This is a genomic window from Eximiradius proteiniborus (assembly GCF_058546985.1).
The window spans coordinates 645158-663662 of sequence record NZ_CM178592.1; the positions used below are offsets into that span (position 1 = coordinate 645158).

Here is an 18505-nt window from a genome sequence, read left to right on the forward strand (position 1 = left end):
ATTCTCCAATTAATGTCCATAATCACATCTTAAACATCTCTTAGCTTGGCGAATTGCTTCGGCTTCGGTGTAAGATTGCTCAACTTCATTGAAATTATTTCTTCTTCTATCAACTGAAAGAAGAGGCATCTTCACACGTGGATATGGTGCTGGATCAGCATCAGGATCGAATAATGTATCGTTAGGTTTTTCTTCTCGCCAGAAAGCATGATTATTACCTGTTATGTATGTATCAATACCAACTGCAGCACGTTCTCCGGCAGCAATTGCTTCAATCACAGTTCTATCTGAATTTCCAACTACGGCAACATCACCACCTGCAAACAACCACGGAATTGATGTTTGTTGAGTAACAGGATCAACAATAATATTCTCGTTATTATTCATTTTTAATTTTATTTTTTCAAAGATTTCTGGATTTTCTATTGCTTGTCCAACAGCTAAAATTACCTGATCACACTCAACAACGAAAGTTTTTTCTTCTTTAATTGGTCTGCGACGCCCGGAACGATCGAAATCGCCAAGTTTCATAGGAGTACATTTCATTCCGACTACTTTTCCATTTTCAGTAAGTATTTCTTCTGGATTAGTAAGTGGCATTAATGTAATACCTTCCTGCAATGCTTCATCAATTTCTTCGACATAAGCTGGCATTTCATCCTGGCTACGTCTATAAATAACAGTTACTTTTTCTGCACCCAAGCGTATTGCAGAACGTGCAGCGTCGAATGCAGCATTGCCACCTCCAACAATTACGACATTTTTCCCTACAGGGACAGAACCTCTTAAATTATATGTTCTCAGAAATTCCATAGCAGTTGTAACACCTTTTGCATCCGACCCTTTGATGTCTAAGTTGATACTTCCAGCATTACCAATTGCAAGAAACACTGCTTTATAACCATCTTCTATTAATTCTGAAAGTGTGAAATCTACACCAAGTTTTTTTCCTGTCAATATATCAACGCCCATATTTTCAATCATACGAATTTCGCGAGCTAATGTTTCTCTCGGTAGTCTGTATGCTGGAATGGTTTGCACCAACATACCGCCTGGACGTTGTTCTGATTCAAAAACGTGTGGGCGATAACCAAGACGTGCAAGGAAATAAGCACAAGAAAGACCTGCCGGACCTGCACCAATAATAGCAATCTTTGTTTTAGCATTTTTATCATTTTCACGAACTTCTGGCAACTGAATTGTGATTTCTTGATCTACCATAAATCTTTTTAAAGCACGGATTGAAACTGGTGCATCAAGTGTTGCTCTTCTGCATTTATCTTCGCAAGTATGAAAACATACACGAGCACAAACAGCTGCAAAAGGATTACGTTCCCTATGCAAACGTAAAGCTTCTGCATATCGTCTTTCACCAATGAGAGAAACAAATCCTGGAATATCCACTCCAGCAGGACAAGCACTTTGACATGGGGCACGAACGAGCCCTCGGCAAACTCCCGCTTCACAATGTCTTTTGAGAATATGCGATTCATATTCATGCCTGAAATGTCTAATTGTAGATAATACAGGGTTTGGAGCAGTCTGTCCCAATCCGCAAAGTGATGTATCTCTAATTTGCTCACCTAATTCAATAAGAAGTTCAATATCGCCTTCTTGTCCTTTTTTCTCTGTTATTCTTTCCAATATTTCTAACATTCGTTTTGTTCCAACGCGACAAGGAACGCATTTTCCGCAAGATTCGTCTTGGACAAATTCAAGGAAAAATTTAGCAACATCAACCATACAGGTGTCCTCGTCCATAACAATTAATCCACCTGAGCCCATTATTGCTCCAAGTTCATTCAACGATTCATAATCGAGAGGCACATTCAAATGTTGCTTAGGAACACAACCTCCTGAAGGACCACCAATTTGTGCTGCTTTGAATTTTTTATCATTAGGAATGCCATTTCCAATATCATAAATCAATTCACCAAGTGGTGTTCCGATTGGTACTTCGACAAGCCCAGAATTATTGATTGCGCCAGCAAGAGCAAAAACTTTAGTGCCTTTGCTCTTTTCAGTGCCAAATTGTGCGAACCAATCGCCACCTTTTAGTAAAATAACAGGCACATTAGCATAAGTCTCAACGTTATTCAATACGGAAGGCTTGTCCCACAAACCTTTTTCTGCAGGGAACGGTGGACGTGGACGCGGTTCACCACGTTTTCCTTCAATTGAATGAATTAATGCTGTTTCTTCACCACATACAAAAGCGCCCGAGCCCATTCTGATTTCTAAATCGAATGAGAAATTACTGCCAAATATATTTTTGCCTAAAATACCACATTCCCGAGCTCTATCAATTGCAACCTGAAGTCTTTCAACTGCCAATGGATATTCTGCTCGGACATATATATAACCTTGCGAAGCACCGATTGCATAAGCACCTATTGCCATACCTTCAATCACACTGTGTGGGTCGCCTTCCAAGATTGAACGATCCATATAAGCGCCTGGGTCTCCTTCATCAGCATTGCAAAGCATATATTTAACATCACTTTTGCTATTTTGAGCAAATGACCATTTCAGCCAGGTAGGGAATCCAGCCCCACCACGTCCGCGAAGCCCGGATTTTTTCATTTCATTGATGATATATTCAGGGCTATGTTCAGTAACTACTTTAGCCAAAGCAAGATAACCATCTCTACCGATATATTCTTCAATGCTTAATGGATTAATTTCTCCACAATTTCTAAGAACAATTTTCACCTGACGACGGAAAAAATCTATATCAGTAATCACTGGAATAGGTTTATCGGTAGCTTCGTCTTTCCAACAAAGGTGTTCCAAAATCTCGCCTTTTATTAAATGCTTTTCAACAATATCTTTTGCATCATCGGGGGATACACCTTGATAAAAGATTTTGTCTTTGGCAGTTACTATAACCGGACCACGTGAACAAGGTCCCAAGCAACCTGTTTCAACAAGAAGAACTTTATCATCGATGCCGTGTTCCTTTAGTTCTTTCTGGATAGCTGCTTTCACCATCAGCGAACCTGAAGCAATGCAACCACCACCAGCGCAAACTAAAATTTTATCAGCAATTTCATTTCCAATTTTTAAATTTTCATTTCTAACGGCATCGCCTATTTTTCTCAATTCTTCAATGCTATTTATTTTCTCTGCTTTTATCATCCTGCTTTCTCCTTAATTATTGTCATTTCAATATCACGGTAAAAATCGATAATTTCCTTTACTTTTTCGGGTTTAACTCTTTGATGAGTTTCGTCATTAACCATAATAACTGGTGCTAAACCACAAGCACCAAAACAACGCCCTACATCAAGAGAGAACAACCCATCTGTTGTAGTACCTCCAACGGAAATTTCAAGTTCTTTTTCGAGTGATGCCAGAACATCTTTTCCACCACGAACGTAACAAGCAGTTCCTAAGCACACTCTAACCATATATTTACCTTTTGGAACTGTTGTGAAAAAAGAATAAAAGCTAACAACACCAGTAACTTCACTGTAAGGTATGTCAAGCTTCATACTAATGAGCTGCAAAACTCGTTTGGGGAGATAGCCGAATAATTTTTGTGCAGTTTGCAGTGCGGGAATTAATCCGCCGGGTTTACCTACATAACCATCAAGAATTTCTTCAAATTGAGCCAATAGTTCATCTTCTGTTGGCTCTTTTGAGCATTCGGGACATTTTTCAAGGGACATAGGAAACAATCCTTTGTTAGTGGATAATTTTAATTGTTAAATAAATCAACAAGTTGAGTTTACACTATATTCTGATAAAATTTTCATTATTTTTATAATTAACATTTAGTTTAATCTAAAACATATCAACAATATTAGAGATAAAATTCTCTAATTGCTAATTTAGCACTTATTATCAGTATTATCCAAAAATTTTTTCGCTAAAATTATTGATATTTCTACATTTCTGGCTTAATTCATCAAGAGTTCATAATTGGTTCATCATTTATATTCTTCTAAATTCTAAACATAATGAAAACCTTGAATTTGAATTGCAGATATTTTCACGAATGACTTTTTTTTAATATATTTATTAAGTCTAAATTTCGTTTGTTGAAACTTTTATAATATTATATTAGTTTTGCTTATATTTGTAAAATTTTCGTTTGAATAGAAACATTTTAAGGAGTATTTATGGAATCTCGTTACAAAAGTTACAAGAATATCGAAAAATTGAAAGATTATGTAGGTGAAACCATCACTCTAAATGGCTGGGTTCATAATAAAACAGAAAAAGGGAAACTTGTATTTATTATGTTAAGAGATGGAACAGGATTTGTTCAGTGTGTTGTATTCAAAGGAAATGTTTCAGAAGAAATATTTGAAAATGCTAAAAGATTAACACAAGAGTCGAGTATTTCTCTGACAGGTTCGGTCAGGGAAGATAATAGAGCACCCGGAGGATTTGAAATAGATGTTACTGATTTAAAAATATATCATTTGGCAAAAGATTATCCAATCACTCCAAAAGAGCACGGTGATGCATTTTTACTTGAAAACCGTCATCTGTGGTTGCGTTCTTCTAAACAGATGGCGATTATGCGCGTTCGTGCTTCTGTAATTAAAGCAATTCGCGACTTTTTCGATGGAAATGGCTTCAAATTAATGGATTCGCCAATCCTTACTCCAAGTGCTTGTGAAGGCACCTCAACATTGTTTGAAACAAAATATTTCGATCTTGGGAGTGCATACCTTTCGCAATCAGGACAGCTTTATGCTGAAGCATCGTGTATGGCATTAGGTAAAGTATATACTTTCGGTCCTACTTTCCGTGCTGAACGTTCAAAAACTCGCAAACATTTGACTGAATTCTGGATGGTTGAGCCAGAAATGCCATTCTTCGACTTGGATGATGATATGGATTTAGCAGAAGATCTCGTAGAATACATAGTTCAATACTGTTTGAAAACTTGTCAAAAAGAGCTTGAAATATTAGAACGCGATACAACTAAGTTAGAAAAAATTAAACGTCCATTTTATAGAATGAGTTACTCAGAAGCTGTCGATTGGCTTCATAAAAACAACATTCCTCTTAAAAAGAAAATTGATGGTCAAGAAGTTGATATTTTGCCGTTTCCTTGGGGTGAAGATTTTGGGGCTGTTCAGGAAGAGGCAATTATGGAGCAGTTCGACAAACCTTGTATTATTCATCGTTATCCAGCAGAAGCAAAAGCGTTTTATATGAAACGCGATCCAGAAAATCCAAAAGTAGTTTTAGCAATGGATATGCTTGCACCGGAAAAAGGTGGCGAAATTATTGGAGGCAGCCAACGTGAAGACGATTTCGATGCTCTTTACCAAAGAATTGTTGAACACAATTTACCTCTTGATGCTTTCCAATGGTATTTGGACTTGCGAAAGTACGGTTCAGTTCCGCATAGTGGATTTGGTCTTGGGGTGGAACGCACAGTAAAATGGATTACAGGTGCTGCTCATATTCGTGAAACAATACCATTTCCAAGAATGATATATAGAATAGTGCCATAAAGTTGAAATTGGCTTTTGACTTTTTCAGTCGAGATTGAATAATTGTTTTTCTTGCTCAGACACTATTCGAATTATTATGACACTATTTGCTTTATTCTTTTAGAGTAGATAGGGAAGATATTGTAGTATCCTTTTATAAATAACTAAGATTATAAAATAACATAATAAAAAACCCTCCTCGAAGGAGGGTTTAGCATAAAATTGCTGCGGCATATAGCCTGAGTTTATTAAGGACAAACTTTTCTATTTTTGTCAAAGATACGAAATTTTAGCCAATATACAACGCGGATGATCAACTGTTTTTGCCGGCGAGTGCAATAAAGGAAATGGCGAAGGATGTGGTGCGATTGCGTGAGGGGTTCGACCGCCAGGTGTTTGAGATTGTAAGGCGTGCGATAGTGCGAAACGAGAGCGACAGAGAGGTGGCTCGGCGGCTTGAGCGGTTGGGTCGGGCAAAGCAGCAGCATTACTACACTTTGCAAAACACAATACGGATAGGGATAGCACGTCAAGGGATGATAGAGAGGTCTTTGGAAAGTGGGGTGAAGTATTTTAGGTATATGGGAGCGGTAGCGGGAGCGCGTCCATTTTGTCGGGAGCGGGTTGGCAAGGTGTATTCGATAGAGGAGATACGAGCGATGGATAACGGTCAGGGTTTGGCGGTGGAGTATTTTTGTGGCGGGTGGAATTGTAGGCACAGGTGGGTGGCGTTTTCGGGCGAGGTGGTCGGCGATGTTGCGGTGCACGATTCGTGGCGTAGTAAGTATGCGAAGGCATCGAAGCAGCGTCGGGCGGTGATGGACGGCGAGCGGGAGCTTGCCGGGAGGCTGGCAGAGTTTGGGAAGGTGGAGCTGAACGCACAAAGGGGCGAAAGGGAGAGTGGCGACACAGATATATATTTCGATGGAAGAGCGACACAGGTGAAGCAGACGGGATCGCAAAGGGTTGGGGTGCTTAGAGATTTGGCAAGAAAGGGAAGCAAGCAAGCAGACGTTGTGGTGATTGCCCACGGCGGGCATCCCAACGAAGAAGAAGAGGTGAAAGTGATTAAAAAATGGAAAGGAAAGCATCAAAAAAAGAAAATTTATATTTACAACAATTTGTTGAATACTTTTAAGGAGATTTAAAATGGGATTATGCGAAGATATGTTGGTGAGCTTAGAAGAGTTTCCCGAAGAAGATTGGAATATAGAAACGAAATGTTATGTGGTTGGATTGATCGATCAATTGTATATAAAAGGATTTTTAACATTTGAAGAATCGGAAATACTTACAAAAAAAATTCCTATAACCCAGGAAGAATTGAGCAGGATAAATTGGTGAGGCGAGTGGTAAAAATGGGCTCCACCTGGTAGGTGGAACACATTTAGATAGGTAGGTTGAAAATGGGCTCCACCTGAGAGGTGGAGCCCATTTGGGGAGGGGGAGACGACCGAAGGTTCTAAACCTTCGGAAGGGTTTTTATTGGAGGTGCCTTCATTCAATGAGGTAATATACATAAAAATAATATGTTAAGATAAATTAGCTAAGTTATTTTAACACAATACGGATAGGGGTAGGACGTCAGGGGATGATGGAGAGGGCGATGGAGTCGGGGGCGAGGTATTTCAGGTATGTGGGGACGGTAGCGGGAGCGCGTCCATTTTGTCGGGAGCGTGTAGGGAAGGTGTATTCGATAGAGGAGATACGGAGGATGGACAATGGGCAGGGTTTGGCGGTGGAGTATTTTTGCGGAGGGTGGAATTGCCGGCACAGGTGGGTGGCGGTGGCGCCGGGTGTGGTTAAGATTGAGGAAGGAGCGAAATTAAACAAAGACGAGCGGGAAGCGTTTGAGGTGGTAGCGAATTACGGGTATAATGTGAACATCCGGAAGCCGATAGGAAGGAGAAATGAGGGCGGGACGTATGATGCGATGATTGACGGATGGAAGGCGGAGCTAAAAACGATAACCGAAGAGATGACGGATGTGAATGTATCGGAAGCGGTTCGCAATAAGATAAGGGAGGCGATAAAGCAAGGGGCGGAATGGATACTGCTGTATGACAGGAAGGGAGCTAATCAAGATGATATAGAACACGGAATACTTAAATTTAAACAACGTTCGACTAAGACATTTAAAAAAGTATCGATAATTAAAAATAGGACAATAAAAACACAAAAATATGAGGACACAAAATGGGAATAAAATATTTAAAAGAAATAGAAAACAGAATTGATATTGCGTTAAAAAACAATATGCCCTACGAATCGAAACTGATATTTGTGGGTGAGTTGCTGGCTGCGTATTATCAAGAAATAATATCGATTGTAGAGCTGGATAAATATTTGGATAAGCTTGGGTTTACTCGTCAGGAGTTGCACAAGTGGACGGATTACGTAACATTTGGCGAGCCGCAGGAGGACGATTAGAGGGGGAGAATTCATCGGATGAGCGGGAGTCATCCGATGAGCGGGAAAATGGGCTCCAGCTGAGAGGTGGAGCCCATATGTGATGGGGAGCCTTCGGAAGGGATGGGGAGCGTTTGGAAGGTTTTTTTATTGGGCAATCTAATGTGTTTATATTTGAGTTGGAAAAAGATTTAATAGATGAACAGGAAGCGTTTATGAAAACGAAGCTCTGGCTTAATGAACACAAGGGAAAAGAAGTGTATATTTATAAAAAGCAAACAAATATGTTTAAAAAATTATAAGGTGAAGCTATGAGTGAGGACTATAAAGATTTGAAGGATATGCTGAACTCGGTAGAGGAGCACGAGTGGAACACTAATACAAACTGTTATTATTTAGGAAGAATACATCAAGCGTATGAATGTAAGTTAATCACCGAGGAAGAATTTAATGATTTACGCAAGATGCTAAGGATAACACAGAAAGAGATAGACGATATAGCTTGGTAAGGTGGATTGAATAATTGGATTGATTGTTTTAATTCATCGGATGGCGGGGAGGCGTGGGATTTCAAAATGGGCTCCACCTGAGAGGTGGAGCCCATATGGGATGGGAACCTTCGGAAGGGTTGGGGTGCTGAGTGATTTGGCAAGAAAAGGGAGCAAGCAAGCGGATTTTCTTTTTTACTTAAATTATTTTATTTAATTTTGTACTTTGTTTAATTAATGGTATTCAATTCTATGAGAATTTCAGAAAAAGTTACTTGGATTGGGAAAATTGATTGGGAACTTCGCAAATTTCACGGGGAACAACTTTCTACTTACAAAGGGAGTTCATATAATTCTTATCTTATAAAGGATAAAAAAATTGCTGTTATTGATACTGTTTGGAAGCCTTATTCAGAGGAATTTATTGAAAATTTAAGACAACAAGTTGAAATAGATAAAATCGATTACATTATTGTTACTCATGCTGAACCAGACCATAGTGGTGCTTTGCCATTACTTGTCGAGCAAGCTACAAATGCAAAAATAATTTGTACTGCGAATGGTGCCAAGTCAATAAAAGGATACTATCACAAAGACTGGAATTTTCAAACAGTTAAATCAGGTGATAAAATTTCTCTTGGCAAAAGTGAGCTGACATTTATTGAAGCTCCAATGTTACATTGGCCCGATACTATGATGTGTTTTCTTAATGGAGACAACATATTATTTTCATCGGATATTTTCGGGCAGCACTATGCTTCTTATGAATTATTTGACGGTAAAGTTTACGACAAAGATATTTTATATTATGAAGCATTGAAGTATTTCGCGAATATTATAGCACCTTTTGCAAAGAAAACGATAAAGAAATTAGAAGAACTTAAATCGTTAAACTTACCGATTAGTATGATCGCGACTGCACACGGTATTATCTGGCGTGAAGATATAAACACCATAATTAATAAATACTTTGATTGGTCTAATGGATATAAAGAAAATCAAATTACGATAGTTTACGATACAATGTATGATAGTACCCGAATAATGGCAGAAAGTATTGCCGAAGGAATAAAGTCAGTTGATAAAGATTGTATTGTGAAAATTTTCAATTCTGCACGTTCGGATAATAGTGATATAATAACAGAAGTTTTTCGTTCTAAAGCAATATTGATAGGTTCTCCTACATATAATAATGGAATTTTGAATTCAACAGCTGCAATTCTTGAGGAAATAAAAGGATTAGCTCTTGAAGGAAAAAAGGCAGCTTCGTTTGGTTCTTATGGATGGAGTCCTGCAAATGTAAAGATTATTAATGAATTTCTTCAAAATTCTGGTTTTGAATTATTTGAGGAAAATGCTAAAACACAATGGTTGCCTAATCAAGATGAGATACAAAAATTAAAGCAATTTGGGCAAAAATTTGCTGAATTTGTTGGAAAGTGATAATAGATGAGCAGTAGTATAAGCGTTGAAATTTATGAACCTTCGAAGAAAGGGGAATGGGAGGATTTTGTTGAGAAATCTAATAATGGAACTATGTTCCATTTACAAACTTTTCTTGATTATCACACTCCGGGTAAATTTGATTTTACAAGCTTTATGTTTAGAAAAAATGGCAAATTAATAGCAGTTCTCCCCGGTGGATTCAAAGAACAGGGAAAAATATTTTGGTCGCCAGTGGGAGCCAGCTATGGTTCGTTTGTTACAGACGATTTGCCTTTTTCTGAATGCCTTGAGTTAGTTGATACTTTTATGGATTATTGTGTTAAAAACAGTATTAACGAGATTTTCCTTATTCCTCCTCCAATAGTATATTCGAAAAATATTTCGCAACACATTGAATATGCTATGCTTTATAGAAAATTCGATTTTGAGCTTCATTATATTTCTCACGCAATTGACTTAAAATACGGAAAAGATACTTTTTTGCATTACGATAAAACTGCTCGTAAAACAATTAGAAAAATACTGCGTGATAATCGGATTTCCATAAGAGAAAGTAACGATTATGAAACTTTTAATCAAATTTTATTGAAAAACAAAGCAAAATTTAATGTGAAGCCTACTCATACTCTTGAAGATATGATTAAACTTGCCGAATTGCTTCCGGACAAAGTGCGTTTAAACATAGTTTATTATGAAGATACACCAATTGCAGGTTCCTGGCTGTTTTTCTGTAATAGTAAAGTTGTCTTGTGTTTTTATAATATGCTGCTATACGAATATGAATATTTAAAACCAGTCTATTTGATAATGCATCACACTGTTGAAAAGGCAATCGAGGAAGGTTACCAGTGGGTTGATATAGGCGTTTCCCAAGATACTTCTGCTTCCGACCCGATGACACCTTCAATAAGCTTGATAGATTTTAAAGAACGTTTTTTTGCCCGAGGAATATTAAGAAGCACTTATCATTATAAATTTTCGGATTAGTTAATGCAGTCAAATGTCTGCTTAATTACATTTTCTAATTTAATTAGCGACGGACGCAGTCTCAATGCTCTTCGTGCTGTTTCTAAAGTTTCAAATGTTGTTTGTTTTTCTTTAACTTCTGAAAATGAACTTCAAAAAATTTCACTTCCCAATAATGTAAAACATTTTTCATTTGATGCATCCAATAAAAGATTAATTTTAAACTGGCGTTTTTTTATTAATTACGTTAAAGAGACATTTCGCCGCAATAAATTAGATAAATATATTTTTTGGGCTTGCGATTTATATTCTTTAGGTGCGATTTATAAAATTGCCCGAAAAGATGATTATGTAATATATGATTCGCGTGAAATATATTCTGCTCTTGCAAATCTTTCAGGTTTCCCGTTAAAACAAAAAATATTGTCGTTTTTAGAAAAGAAATGGGTCAAAATAGTAAATCATTTTGTCGTCTCAGGCGAATTAGATGCTGAATATTTAAGAAGTTACTTTAAAACTGATAAGTTATTCACTATTCTTTATAACGTCCCACCTTATAGAGAACATATTACTTCAAATATTATTAAAGAGAAATATCCATTTTTGAAAAATTATGTCGTTTTATTATATCAGGGGGCTGTTCATCAAGGACGTGGGATTTCTCCTATTTTAGACTTTATTGAAAATCAGGAGAAATATGCATTTGTTGTGTTGGGTGATGGATTATTTCTAAATGAAGCAAAAATAATTGCTCAGAACAAAGGTATATTAGATAGAGTAGTTTTTGTTGGCAAAATACCATATGAAGAATTACATCAATGGACTTGTTCTGCTGATATTGGAGTGAATTTAATCGAACCAATTAGCTTCTCCTATAGTTTGGCTCTTCCTAATAAAATGTTTGAATATGCAATGGCTGGACTTCCACAAATTGCATCTTCACTTCCAGCAATGAAAAAATTTATTAATCAATATAATATCGGTGTTACTATAAAAGATTTTACACCAAATTCAATTAAAAACGCAATAGATAAAATTATTGATGATTATGAGTATTACAAGCAAAATTCTCTTCAATTTGCCAAAAATTATAATTACAGCGCAGAAGAAAAGAAAATACAAAAATTATTAGCCATAATATAATTCCTGTATTACTCTTACATTTTATTCTTTTCAGAAGACAAACAAGCGTAATTAATAATATTTTGCTCTAATCGTTTAATCTTTAAAAATTTATGAGTAATAATATGTCTATTGAAAACTTGCTTCAAAATCGTATCCTTGTTCTCGATGGTGCAATGGGAACAATGATCCAACGATATAAATTATCGGAAAATGATTTCCGTGGCGATCGTTTTGCTGCACATAATAAATTTCTTAAAGGTTGTAATGACGTACTTAATCTGACAAAACCTGAATTGATTGAAGAAATTCATTATCAATATCTCGTTGCAGGTGCAGATATTATTGAGACAAACACGTTTAATTCTACGAGCATATCACTTGCTGACTATGATTTGAAAGATTACGTTTATGAAATTAATTATAATGCAGCGAAATTGGCTCGAAAGGTTGCAGACAGGTTTTCAAAATCTGAATATAAATTTGTTGCTGGAAGTATAGGACCAACAAACAAAACACTATCAATTTCTCCGGATGTAAATAATCCGTCCTTCCGCAGTGTTAGCTTTGTTCAAATGGTCAATTCATACAAAGAACAGATAAACGGATTAATGGATGGTGGGTGTGATATTCTGCTTGTGGAAACTGTATTCGATACTCTTAATGCAAAGGCTGCATTGTTTGCAATTCAAAGTGTTTTCGAAGAGAAAAAGAGAAAGCTACCTGTTATGCTTTCAGTAACAATTTCAGATGCATCAGGCAGAACGTTATCAGGTCAAACTCTTGATGCTTTCCTTATTTCTATTAGTCATTTTCCTTTGCTATCGATTGGCTTGAATTGTGCGCTTGGTGCAAAGGAAATGTATCCTCTGATTTTGGACTTGTCCTATAGAACTTATCTTTTCATTTCTGCATATCCTAATGCCGGATTGCCAAATCAATTCGGACAATATGATGAGACTCCTGAAAGTATGGGTGAATGGATTAAATTGTTTATCGATGAGGGGTTAGTAAATATAGTCGGTGGATGCTGTGGAACCACACCTGATTTTATAAAAGTTTTTAAAGAAGCTACATTAGGAAAAACACCACGTAAACCGATTAGTTTTTCAAGAAAAACCCGGTTATCAGGTCTTGAACCACTTACTATTGAAAAAGATAGTAATTTTATCAATATTGGTGAAAGAACGAATGTAGCTGGTTCTGCCAAATTTGCAAAATTAATAAAAGAAAAAAAGTATGATGAAGCTCTATCGATAGCACGTCAGCAAATAGAAAATGGTGCACAAATAATTGACATTAATTTTGACGATGCACTATTAGATGCAAAGCAGGAAATGGAGATTTTTCTAAGAACTATTGCTGCCGAACCAGATATTGCAAAAGTTCCGTTTATGATTGATAGTTCAAAATGGGAAGTTATTGAAACTGCTTTGCAAAATATTCAAGGCAAAGCAATTGTGAATTCCATTAGTTTGAAAGAAGGTGAAGAGATATTTCTTGAGCAAGCCAAACTTATTCGTAAATATGGTGCTGCAACAGTAGTGATGGCGTTCGACGAAAAAGGTCAGGCTACTGATTTTCAGAGAAAGATTGAAATTTGTAATCGGGCTTATAAATTGCTTACAGAAAAAATTGACTTTCCACCTGAGGATATTGTATTCGATTGCAATATTCTTACGATTGGAACAGGTATTCCCGAACATAATAATTATGCTTTAGAATTTATTCGTGCAGTTGAATGGATTAAGAAGAATCTATCATATTGCAAAACAAGCGGTGGAATTAGCAATTTATCCTTTGCTTTTAGAGGCAACAACATAATTCGTGAAGCTTTACACTCTGTATTTCTTTTCCACGCAGTAAATGCTGGTTTAGATATGGGAATTGTTAATGCAGGAGCATTGCCTATTTACGACGAAATTGATGCCGAATTAAGAATTCTTTGCGAAGATTTAATATTAAACCGAAGAGAGGATGCCACTGAGAGATTGCTTGAATATGCATCAAGAGTTGAGCAAAAAGCAATAAGTATCTTTAAAAAAGTCGAATGGAGAAATTTCTCCGTTGATGAGCGTCTTGAATATGCTTTGGTTAATGGAATCAGTGATTTTATTGATGAGGATATTAAGGAAGCTCTTGAATTATACCGCTTTGCCCTAAAAATCATCGAAGGACCGTTAATGAAAGGAATGGACAGGGTTGGAGAATTATTTGGGCAAGGCAAAATGTTTTTACCACAAGTAATGAAATCAGCAAGAGTAATGAAGAAAGCCGTCAGCTTGCTTGAACCAATTATCATTGAGCAGAATAAAAAAGACGGAGTTGCAACAAAAGCCGGAAAAATATTATTAGCAACTGTTAAGGGCGACGTTCACGACATCGGGAAAAATATTGTTGGTGTGGTGCTTTCGTGTAACAATTATGAAGTAATTGACCTTGGAATAATGACGCCTGTTGAGAAAATTTTGTATGAAGCAAAAAAGCATAATGCAGATATTATTGGGTTAAGTGGTTTAATTACTCCATCCCTTGATGAAATGGTAAACGTAGCCGAAGAAATGCAAAAACACAATTTTACAATTCCTTTACTTATCGGTGGTGCAACAACATCAAAACTTCACACTGCAATTAAGATCGATCCTAAATATTCTGGTGCTGTTATTTACGTTAAAGATGCGTCTTTGAGTGTTCCTGTTGTTGCAGAGCTTTTGGATAAAAACAAAAGAAATGATTTTATCTTCAAAATAAAAAAAGAATATGAAGAATTGAGAAGTAAACATTTCGATGAAAAAAATATTAAAAATAATTCTATTTCATTAACAGAAGCAAGAAATAACAAGTTTGTATGGAAAAAAGAAGGCGCCGATATTGTTCGACCAAACTATATTGGAATAAATTATATTTTCAATATGGATTTGTCAGTATTAAAAGAATATATTGACTGGACTTTCTTTTTTTATCAATGGGGAATAAATAAAAAATATCCGGAAATATTTCAAGACAATGAAAAAGGAAAAGAGGCTTCTCGGTTGTTCAATGATGCAAATTCATTATTAGATGAAATAATAAAAGAGAAAAAGCTCACAGCAAATGCTGCATACGGTATTTTTAAAACAAATTCTGTTGATGAAGATGTGGAGATATATTTTGATAATGGAATTAGAAAATTGTGCTTTTTAAGAGATTGTAGCAAACGAAAAGACAGTGAGAATAATTTATGTTTAGCTGATTTTATTGCACCAAAAGAAACAGGAATAGAAGATTATATAGGCTTATTTGTGGTAACTGGCGGAATCGGCTCCGATGAATTTGCCGGCCAGTTCAAAAATCAAGGAGATGATTACAATTATACAATGGTCAAAATTCTTGCAGATAGATTTGCCGAAGCTTTTGCGGAATATTTGCACAAAGAAATCAGAACAAAGATTTGGGGATTTTCGCCTGACGAAAATTTATCAATTCCTGAATTATTCAAAGAAAAATATCGTGGCATTCGACCAGCACCAGGTTACCCAGCTTGCCCTGATCATTCTGAAAAGCAAATAATTTTCGAATTGCTTGATGCACAGAAAATAGGTGTTCAGCTGACCGATACATTTATGATGTATCCTGCCGCTTCTGTTTGTGCTTATGTTTTTGCACATCCGAAATCACATTATTTTAAAATTTTTTCTGTAGGAACTGAACAAATAGAGTTGTATGCTAAAAAGAAAAACATTTGTGTTGAAAATGCAAGAAAATATTTGTTGGATACTATAAATTTAAGCTTATGATAGTTGCTGACTTATTAAAAAATACCCAAAGAACACTTTTTTCCTTTGAACTTTTGCCACCATTAAAGGGGAAAAGTATTCAAGAAATATACGATGCTATCGAGCCACTTCTCGAATTTAATCCAGCATACATTAATGTTACATATCATAGGGAAGAGGTTGTCTATAAAAAACGTAATGACGGTTTGCTCGAGGAACGCCTGATTCGTAAACGCCCTGGAACAGTGGGAATATCTGCTGCTATAAAGCATAAATATAACATTGAAGTTGTTCCGCATTTAATTTGTTCAGGTTTTACTAAAGAGGAAACCGAAGATGCATTGATTGATCTGAATTTTTTAGGAATTCATAATTTATTGGTTGTTCGCGGTGATCCAGACAAAAATCTGAAAACATTTATACCAACTAAGGGTGGACACACTTATGCAAGCGAATTAATTGATCAAATTTCAAAATTAAATAATGGGATATATTTAGATGAAGATATTGCTAATCCTACACCAACTCAGTTTTCGATTGGTATAGCTGGTTATCCCGAAAAGCACCCGGAATCTCCAAATTTCGAGACCGATATTAGAGTATTGAAGCATAAATTAGATTGCGGTGCAAGCTACATAGTTACTCAATTGTTTTTTGATAACAAACGTTATTTTGATTATTTAGAATTGTGTCGTAAACATGGAATAGATGTTCCAATTGTACCGGGAATAAAACCAATTTCAGTCAAAGGACATCTCAGCATATTACCCAAAAACTTTTACGTTGAAATTCCAATTGAATTATCAAAAGAAGTTGAAAAATGTAATTCCAACAAAGAAGTTGAGCAAGTCGGAATAGAATGGGCTATCGCGCAAGCAAAAGAATTAATCGAAGCAAAAGTGCCGAGCATTCATTTTTATACTATGGGTCGCTCGTCAAATATTGCAAAAATAGCTCAAGCAATATACTAAAATGGAGTTTTTTGCTTAAGATGGTAAATGTAGGCTAATATTTGAGCAACCGCTTTGAATAGTTGTTCTGGTATTTCTTGATCAATTTCGCAAGTAAAATACAATTGTCGTGCAAGTGGTGGTTCTTCAACAACTGGCACATCATTTTCCAAAGCAATTGTTTTAATTTTCAATGCAAGATAATCAACACCTTTTGCGACAACTTTCGGTGCATTATCAACTCCCGACTTATATCTTAATGCAACAGCAAAATGCGTAGGGTTGGTAATAACAACATCTGCCTTCGGAACGTTCTTTAACATAAGTTTTCGCAAGCGATTTCTCATTATAGAACGTATTCTTGCTTTAACCATTTGATCGCCTTCACTCTGACGCATTTCGTCTTTAACTTCTTGCTTTGTCATTTTCATTTCGTTTTTAAAGCGCCACTTCTGATACATATAATCAAATGCAGCAATGAACAGGAACAATACCCCAATTTTCCATACTAATTCAAAACTTAGATCTACCATTAGTGAGCCAAAATCAAAAAAAGGTCTTTCTGAGAGTGTAATCAACTCTTCTGTATGATTTAATATTATATATATTGCTAATCCACCAAGCAAAAATAATTTAATGAAACTTTTTACTAATTCTACCAAAGAGTTAGTAGAAAACAGTATTTTACCAATTCCCTCAAATGGATTGAAAACTTTTTTGAAATTTAAACCTTCTGTAAATTTTTTTGTTGCAATTTTTAACCCGACCTGTGATATTTCTCCAATTAATGCAACAACGTATATTGTCAGCATTAGTGGTAAAAGAAGTGATGCCAGCAAAACAATAAATTTGTAAAAACTACTTATTATGTTTGTATATGTAATTTCATAGTTGGCGACATTATGTAAAACATTAATCATCAATCCTCTATATGTACTCATTATCGAGCTTCCCCAGGCGAATAGAAGCAACCCACCTAAGATAATCATACCCGCGGTTGTTACATCTTGACTTTTACCAACCTGACCACGATTTCTTGCTTCTTCCAGTCGCCTGCCAGTTGGTTCTTCGGTTTTCTCTTGACCTTCTTTGTTTTCTGCCATCTTTATCTCACAACATTCTCAGGATTTAGTGTTAATAGCATATTCATTAATTCGTGTTGGATACTCGACATAGCATATTTTATTACCAATACTACCATTGGTACGGTAAGAAAAAGCATCACCAATCCAACACCAATTTTAATTTGAAAGCTTAGCATAAAAATGTTTGTCTGTGGTGCCATTCGAGCCAAAAGTGCAAGCACTAAATTTGTGCAAAACAATGATAAAATAATTGGTGCTGAAATTTTCAAACCTAACATAAGAACTGATGAAACAAATTTTATTAGGACAACAACAGTTGCCTCAGAAATAGTAAAAGTTGTAAGAGGAACAGCTTTAATACTAAAGAAAAGTGTTTCTATCACATAATGATGTCCGTTAATCATTAAAAAAATCATCATAGCAATTAAAAAATAAAATTCACCAACTAATGTTGGTGCTCCTTGTTCTTGGTCGAAAATTGCTGCTGCTTGAAATCCCATTTCAAAATCTATTAATCCACCGGCAAAACGTGCAGCCCACATAACCATATTAGCTGAAAAACCTATTATCATTCCAACTAATATTTCTTTAAATACAAGCAATACTAAATTCCATAGATGAAAATCAATTTGCGGTTGTTCATTCCAAAATGGTGCTGCCACCGAAACTGTTAGGATTATTCCTAACATAAATTTCAAATGGACAGGTATACCTGTGCTTCCGAAAAATTGAGCAGTAATAAAAATTCCGCTAATCCTGATAAAGATTAACATTGAAATTAAAAATTTTGCTGTCAATATTGATAGAGTTGTTCCATCAAGCATTTAT

General features: G+C 35.9%; 17 protein-coding genes and 1 pseudogene. 13 read left to right on the forward strand and 5 right to left on the reverse strand.

Annotated features, from left to right (window positions below; all coding sequences use genetic code 11):
- Nucleotides 1-9 precede the first annotated feature (9 nt).
- Both nuoF and ACY2LT_RS02720 read right to left on the reverse strand, forming a co-directional pair.
- Complete coding sequence (gene nuoF / locus ACY2LT_RS02715) at nt 10-3138, reverse strand: NADH-quinone oxidoreductase subunit NuoF (RefSeq protein ID WP_491816212.1); 3129 nt, start codon at nt 3136-3138, stop codon at nt 10-12.
- Nucleotides 3135-3671 (reverse strand): NADH-quinone oxidoreductase subunit NuoE family protein, encoded by a 537-nt coding sequence (locus tag ACY2LT_RS02720; RefSeq protein ID WP_491816214.1) that lies wholly within the window; start codon nt 3669-3671, stop codon nt 3135-3137. The genes nuoF and ACY2LT_RS02720 overlap by 4 nt, the downstream gene beginning before the upstream one ends.
- Before the next feature lie 453 nt (nt 3672-4124).
- On the opposite strand from ACY2LT_RS02720, the gene asnS reads away from it, so the two are divergent.
- The gene (gene asnS / locus ACY2LT_RS02725) at nt 4125-5477 is read left to right on the forward strand and encodes an asparagine--tRNA ligase (RefSeq protein ID WP_491816215.1); all 1353 of its coding nucleotides are present in this window, start codon (nt 4125-4127) and stop codon (nt 5475-5477) included.
- A gap of 252 nt (nt 5478-5729) precedes the next feature.
- Here the strand turns inward: asnS and ACY2LT_RS02730 are convergent, their stop codons facing one another.
- The gene (locus ACY2LT_RS02730; protein WP_491816217.1) at nt 5730-5966 is read right to left on the reverse strand and encodes a hypothetical protein; all 237 of its coding nucleotides are present in this window, start codon (nt 5964-5966) and stop codon (nt 5730-5732) included.
- 149 nt (nt 5967-6115) lie between these two features.
- On the opposite strand from ACY2LT_RS02730, the gene ACY2LT_RS02735 reads away from it, so the two are divergent.
- The 12 genes and pseudogenes from ACY2LT_RS02735 (at nt 6116) to metF (ending at nt 16613) form a co-directional block, all read left to right on the forward strand.
- The gene (locus ACY2LT_RS02735; protein ID WP_491816219.1) at nt 6116-6604 is read left to right on the forward strand and encodes a hypothetical protein; all 489 of its coding nucleotides are present in this window, start codon (nt 6116-6118) and stop codon (nt 6602-6604) included.
- A 1-nt stretch (nt 6605) separates the two neighbouring features.
- Nucleotides 6606-6800 (forward strand): hypothetical protein, encoded by a 195-nt coding sequence (locus ACY2LT_RS02740; protein ID WP_491816221.1) that lies wholly within the window; start codon nt 6606-6608, stop codon nt 6798-6800.
- Between the two features lie 262 nt (nt 6801-7062).
- Nucleotides 7063-7236: pseudogene (locus ACY2LT_RS02745) on the forward strand (hypothetical protein); the annotation flags it as partial.
- Between the two features lie 18 nt (nt 7237-7254).
- On the forward strand, nt 7255-7662 hold the full coding sequence (locus ACY2LT_RS02750; protein WP_491816777.1) for a CdiA C-terminal domain-containing protein: 408 nt from the start codon (nt 7255-7257) through the stop codon (nt 7660-7662).
- Nucleotides 7653-7886: a hypothetical protein gene (locus ACY2LT_RS02755; RefSeq protein WP_491816223.1), complete on the forward strand. Its 234-nt coding sequence runs from the start codon at nt 7653-7655 to the stop codon at nt 7884-7886. The genes ACY2LT_RS02750 and ACY2LT_RS02755 overlap by 10 nt, the downstream gene beginning before the upstream one ends.
- Nucleotides 7887-7999: 113 nt before the next feature.
- On the forward strand, nt 8000-8167 hold the full coding sequence (locus tag ACY2LT_RS02760; RefSeq protein ID WP_491816225.1) for a hypothetical protein: 168 nt from the start codon (nt 8000-8002) through the stop codon (nt 8165-8167).
- Between the two features lie 9 nt (nt 8168-8176).
- Complete coding sequence (locus ACY2LT_RS02765; protein ID WP_491816227.1) at nt 8177-8374, forward strand: hypothetical protein; 198 nt, start codon at nt 8177-8179, stop codon at nt 8372-8374.
- Between the two features lie 231 nt (nt 8375-8605).
- Nucleotides 8606-9796: an oxygen-binding di-iron domain-containing protein gene (locus ACY2LT_RS02770; RefSeq protein ID WP_491816228.1), complete on the forward strand. Its 1191-nt coding sequence runs from the start codon at nt 8606-8608 to the stop codon at nt 9794-9796.
- 6 nt (nt 9797-9802) lie between these two features.
- Complete coding sequence (locus ACY2LT_RS02775; protein WP_491816229.1) at nt 9803-10786, forward strand: GNAT family N-acetyltransferase; 984 nt, start codon at nt 9803-9805, stop codon at nt 10784-10786.
- Nucleotides 10787-10789: 3 nt separating this feature from the next.
- Nucleotides 10790-11908 carry a glycosyltransferase gene (locus tag ACY2LT_RS02780; protein WP_491816231.1) on the forward strand — a complete coding sequence of 373 codons (1119 nt, stop codon included), beginning with the start codon at nt 10790-10792 and terminating at the stop codon, nt 11906-11908.
- Between the two features lie 104 nt (nt 11909-12012).
- On the forward strand, nt 12013-15663 hold the full coding sequence (metH, locus tag ACY2LT_RS02785; RefSeq protein WP_491816233.1) for a methionine synthase: 3651 nt from the start codon (nt 12013-12015) through the stop codon (nt 15661-15663).
- Nucleotides 15660-16613, forward strand: a complete 954-nt coding sequence (gene metF / locus ACY2LT_RS02790) for a methylenetetrahydrofolate reductase [NAD(P)H] (RefSeq protein ID WP_491816234.1) — start codon at nt 15660-15662, stop codon at nt 16611-16613. Before metH ends, metF begins: the two co-directional genes overlap by 4 nt.
- On the opposite strand, the gene flhB is transcribed toward metF, so the two are convergent.
- Complete coding sequence (flhB, locus tag ACY2LT_RS02795; RefSeq protein WP_491816236.1) at nt 16610-17695, reverse strand: flagellar biosynthesis protein FlhB; 1086 nt, start codon at nt 17693-17695, stop codon at nt 16610-16612. The two genes, metF and flhB, sit on opposite strands and share 4 nt — an antisense overlap.
- Nucleotides 17696-17697: 2 nt before the next feature.
- Nucleotides 17698-18501 (reverse strand): flagellar biosynthetic protein FliR, encoded by an 804-nt coding sequence (locus tag ACY2LT_RS02800; protein WP_491816238.1) that lies wholly within the window; start codon nt 18499-18501, stop codon nt 17698-17700.
- Nucleotides 18502-18505: the final 4 nt, after the last annotated feature.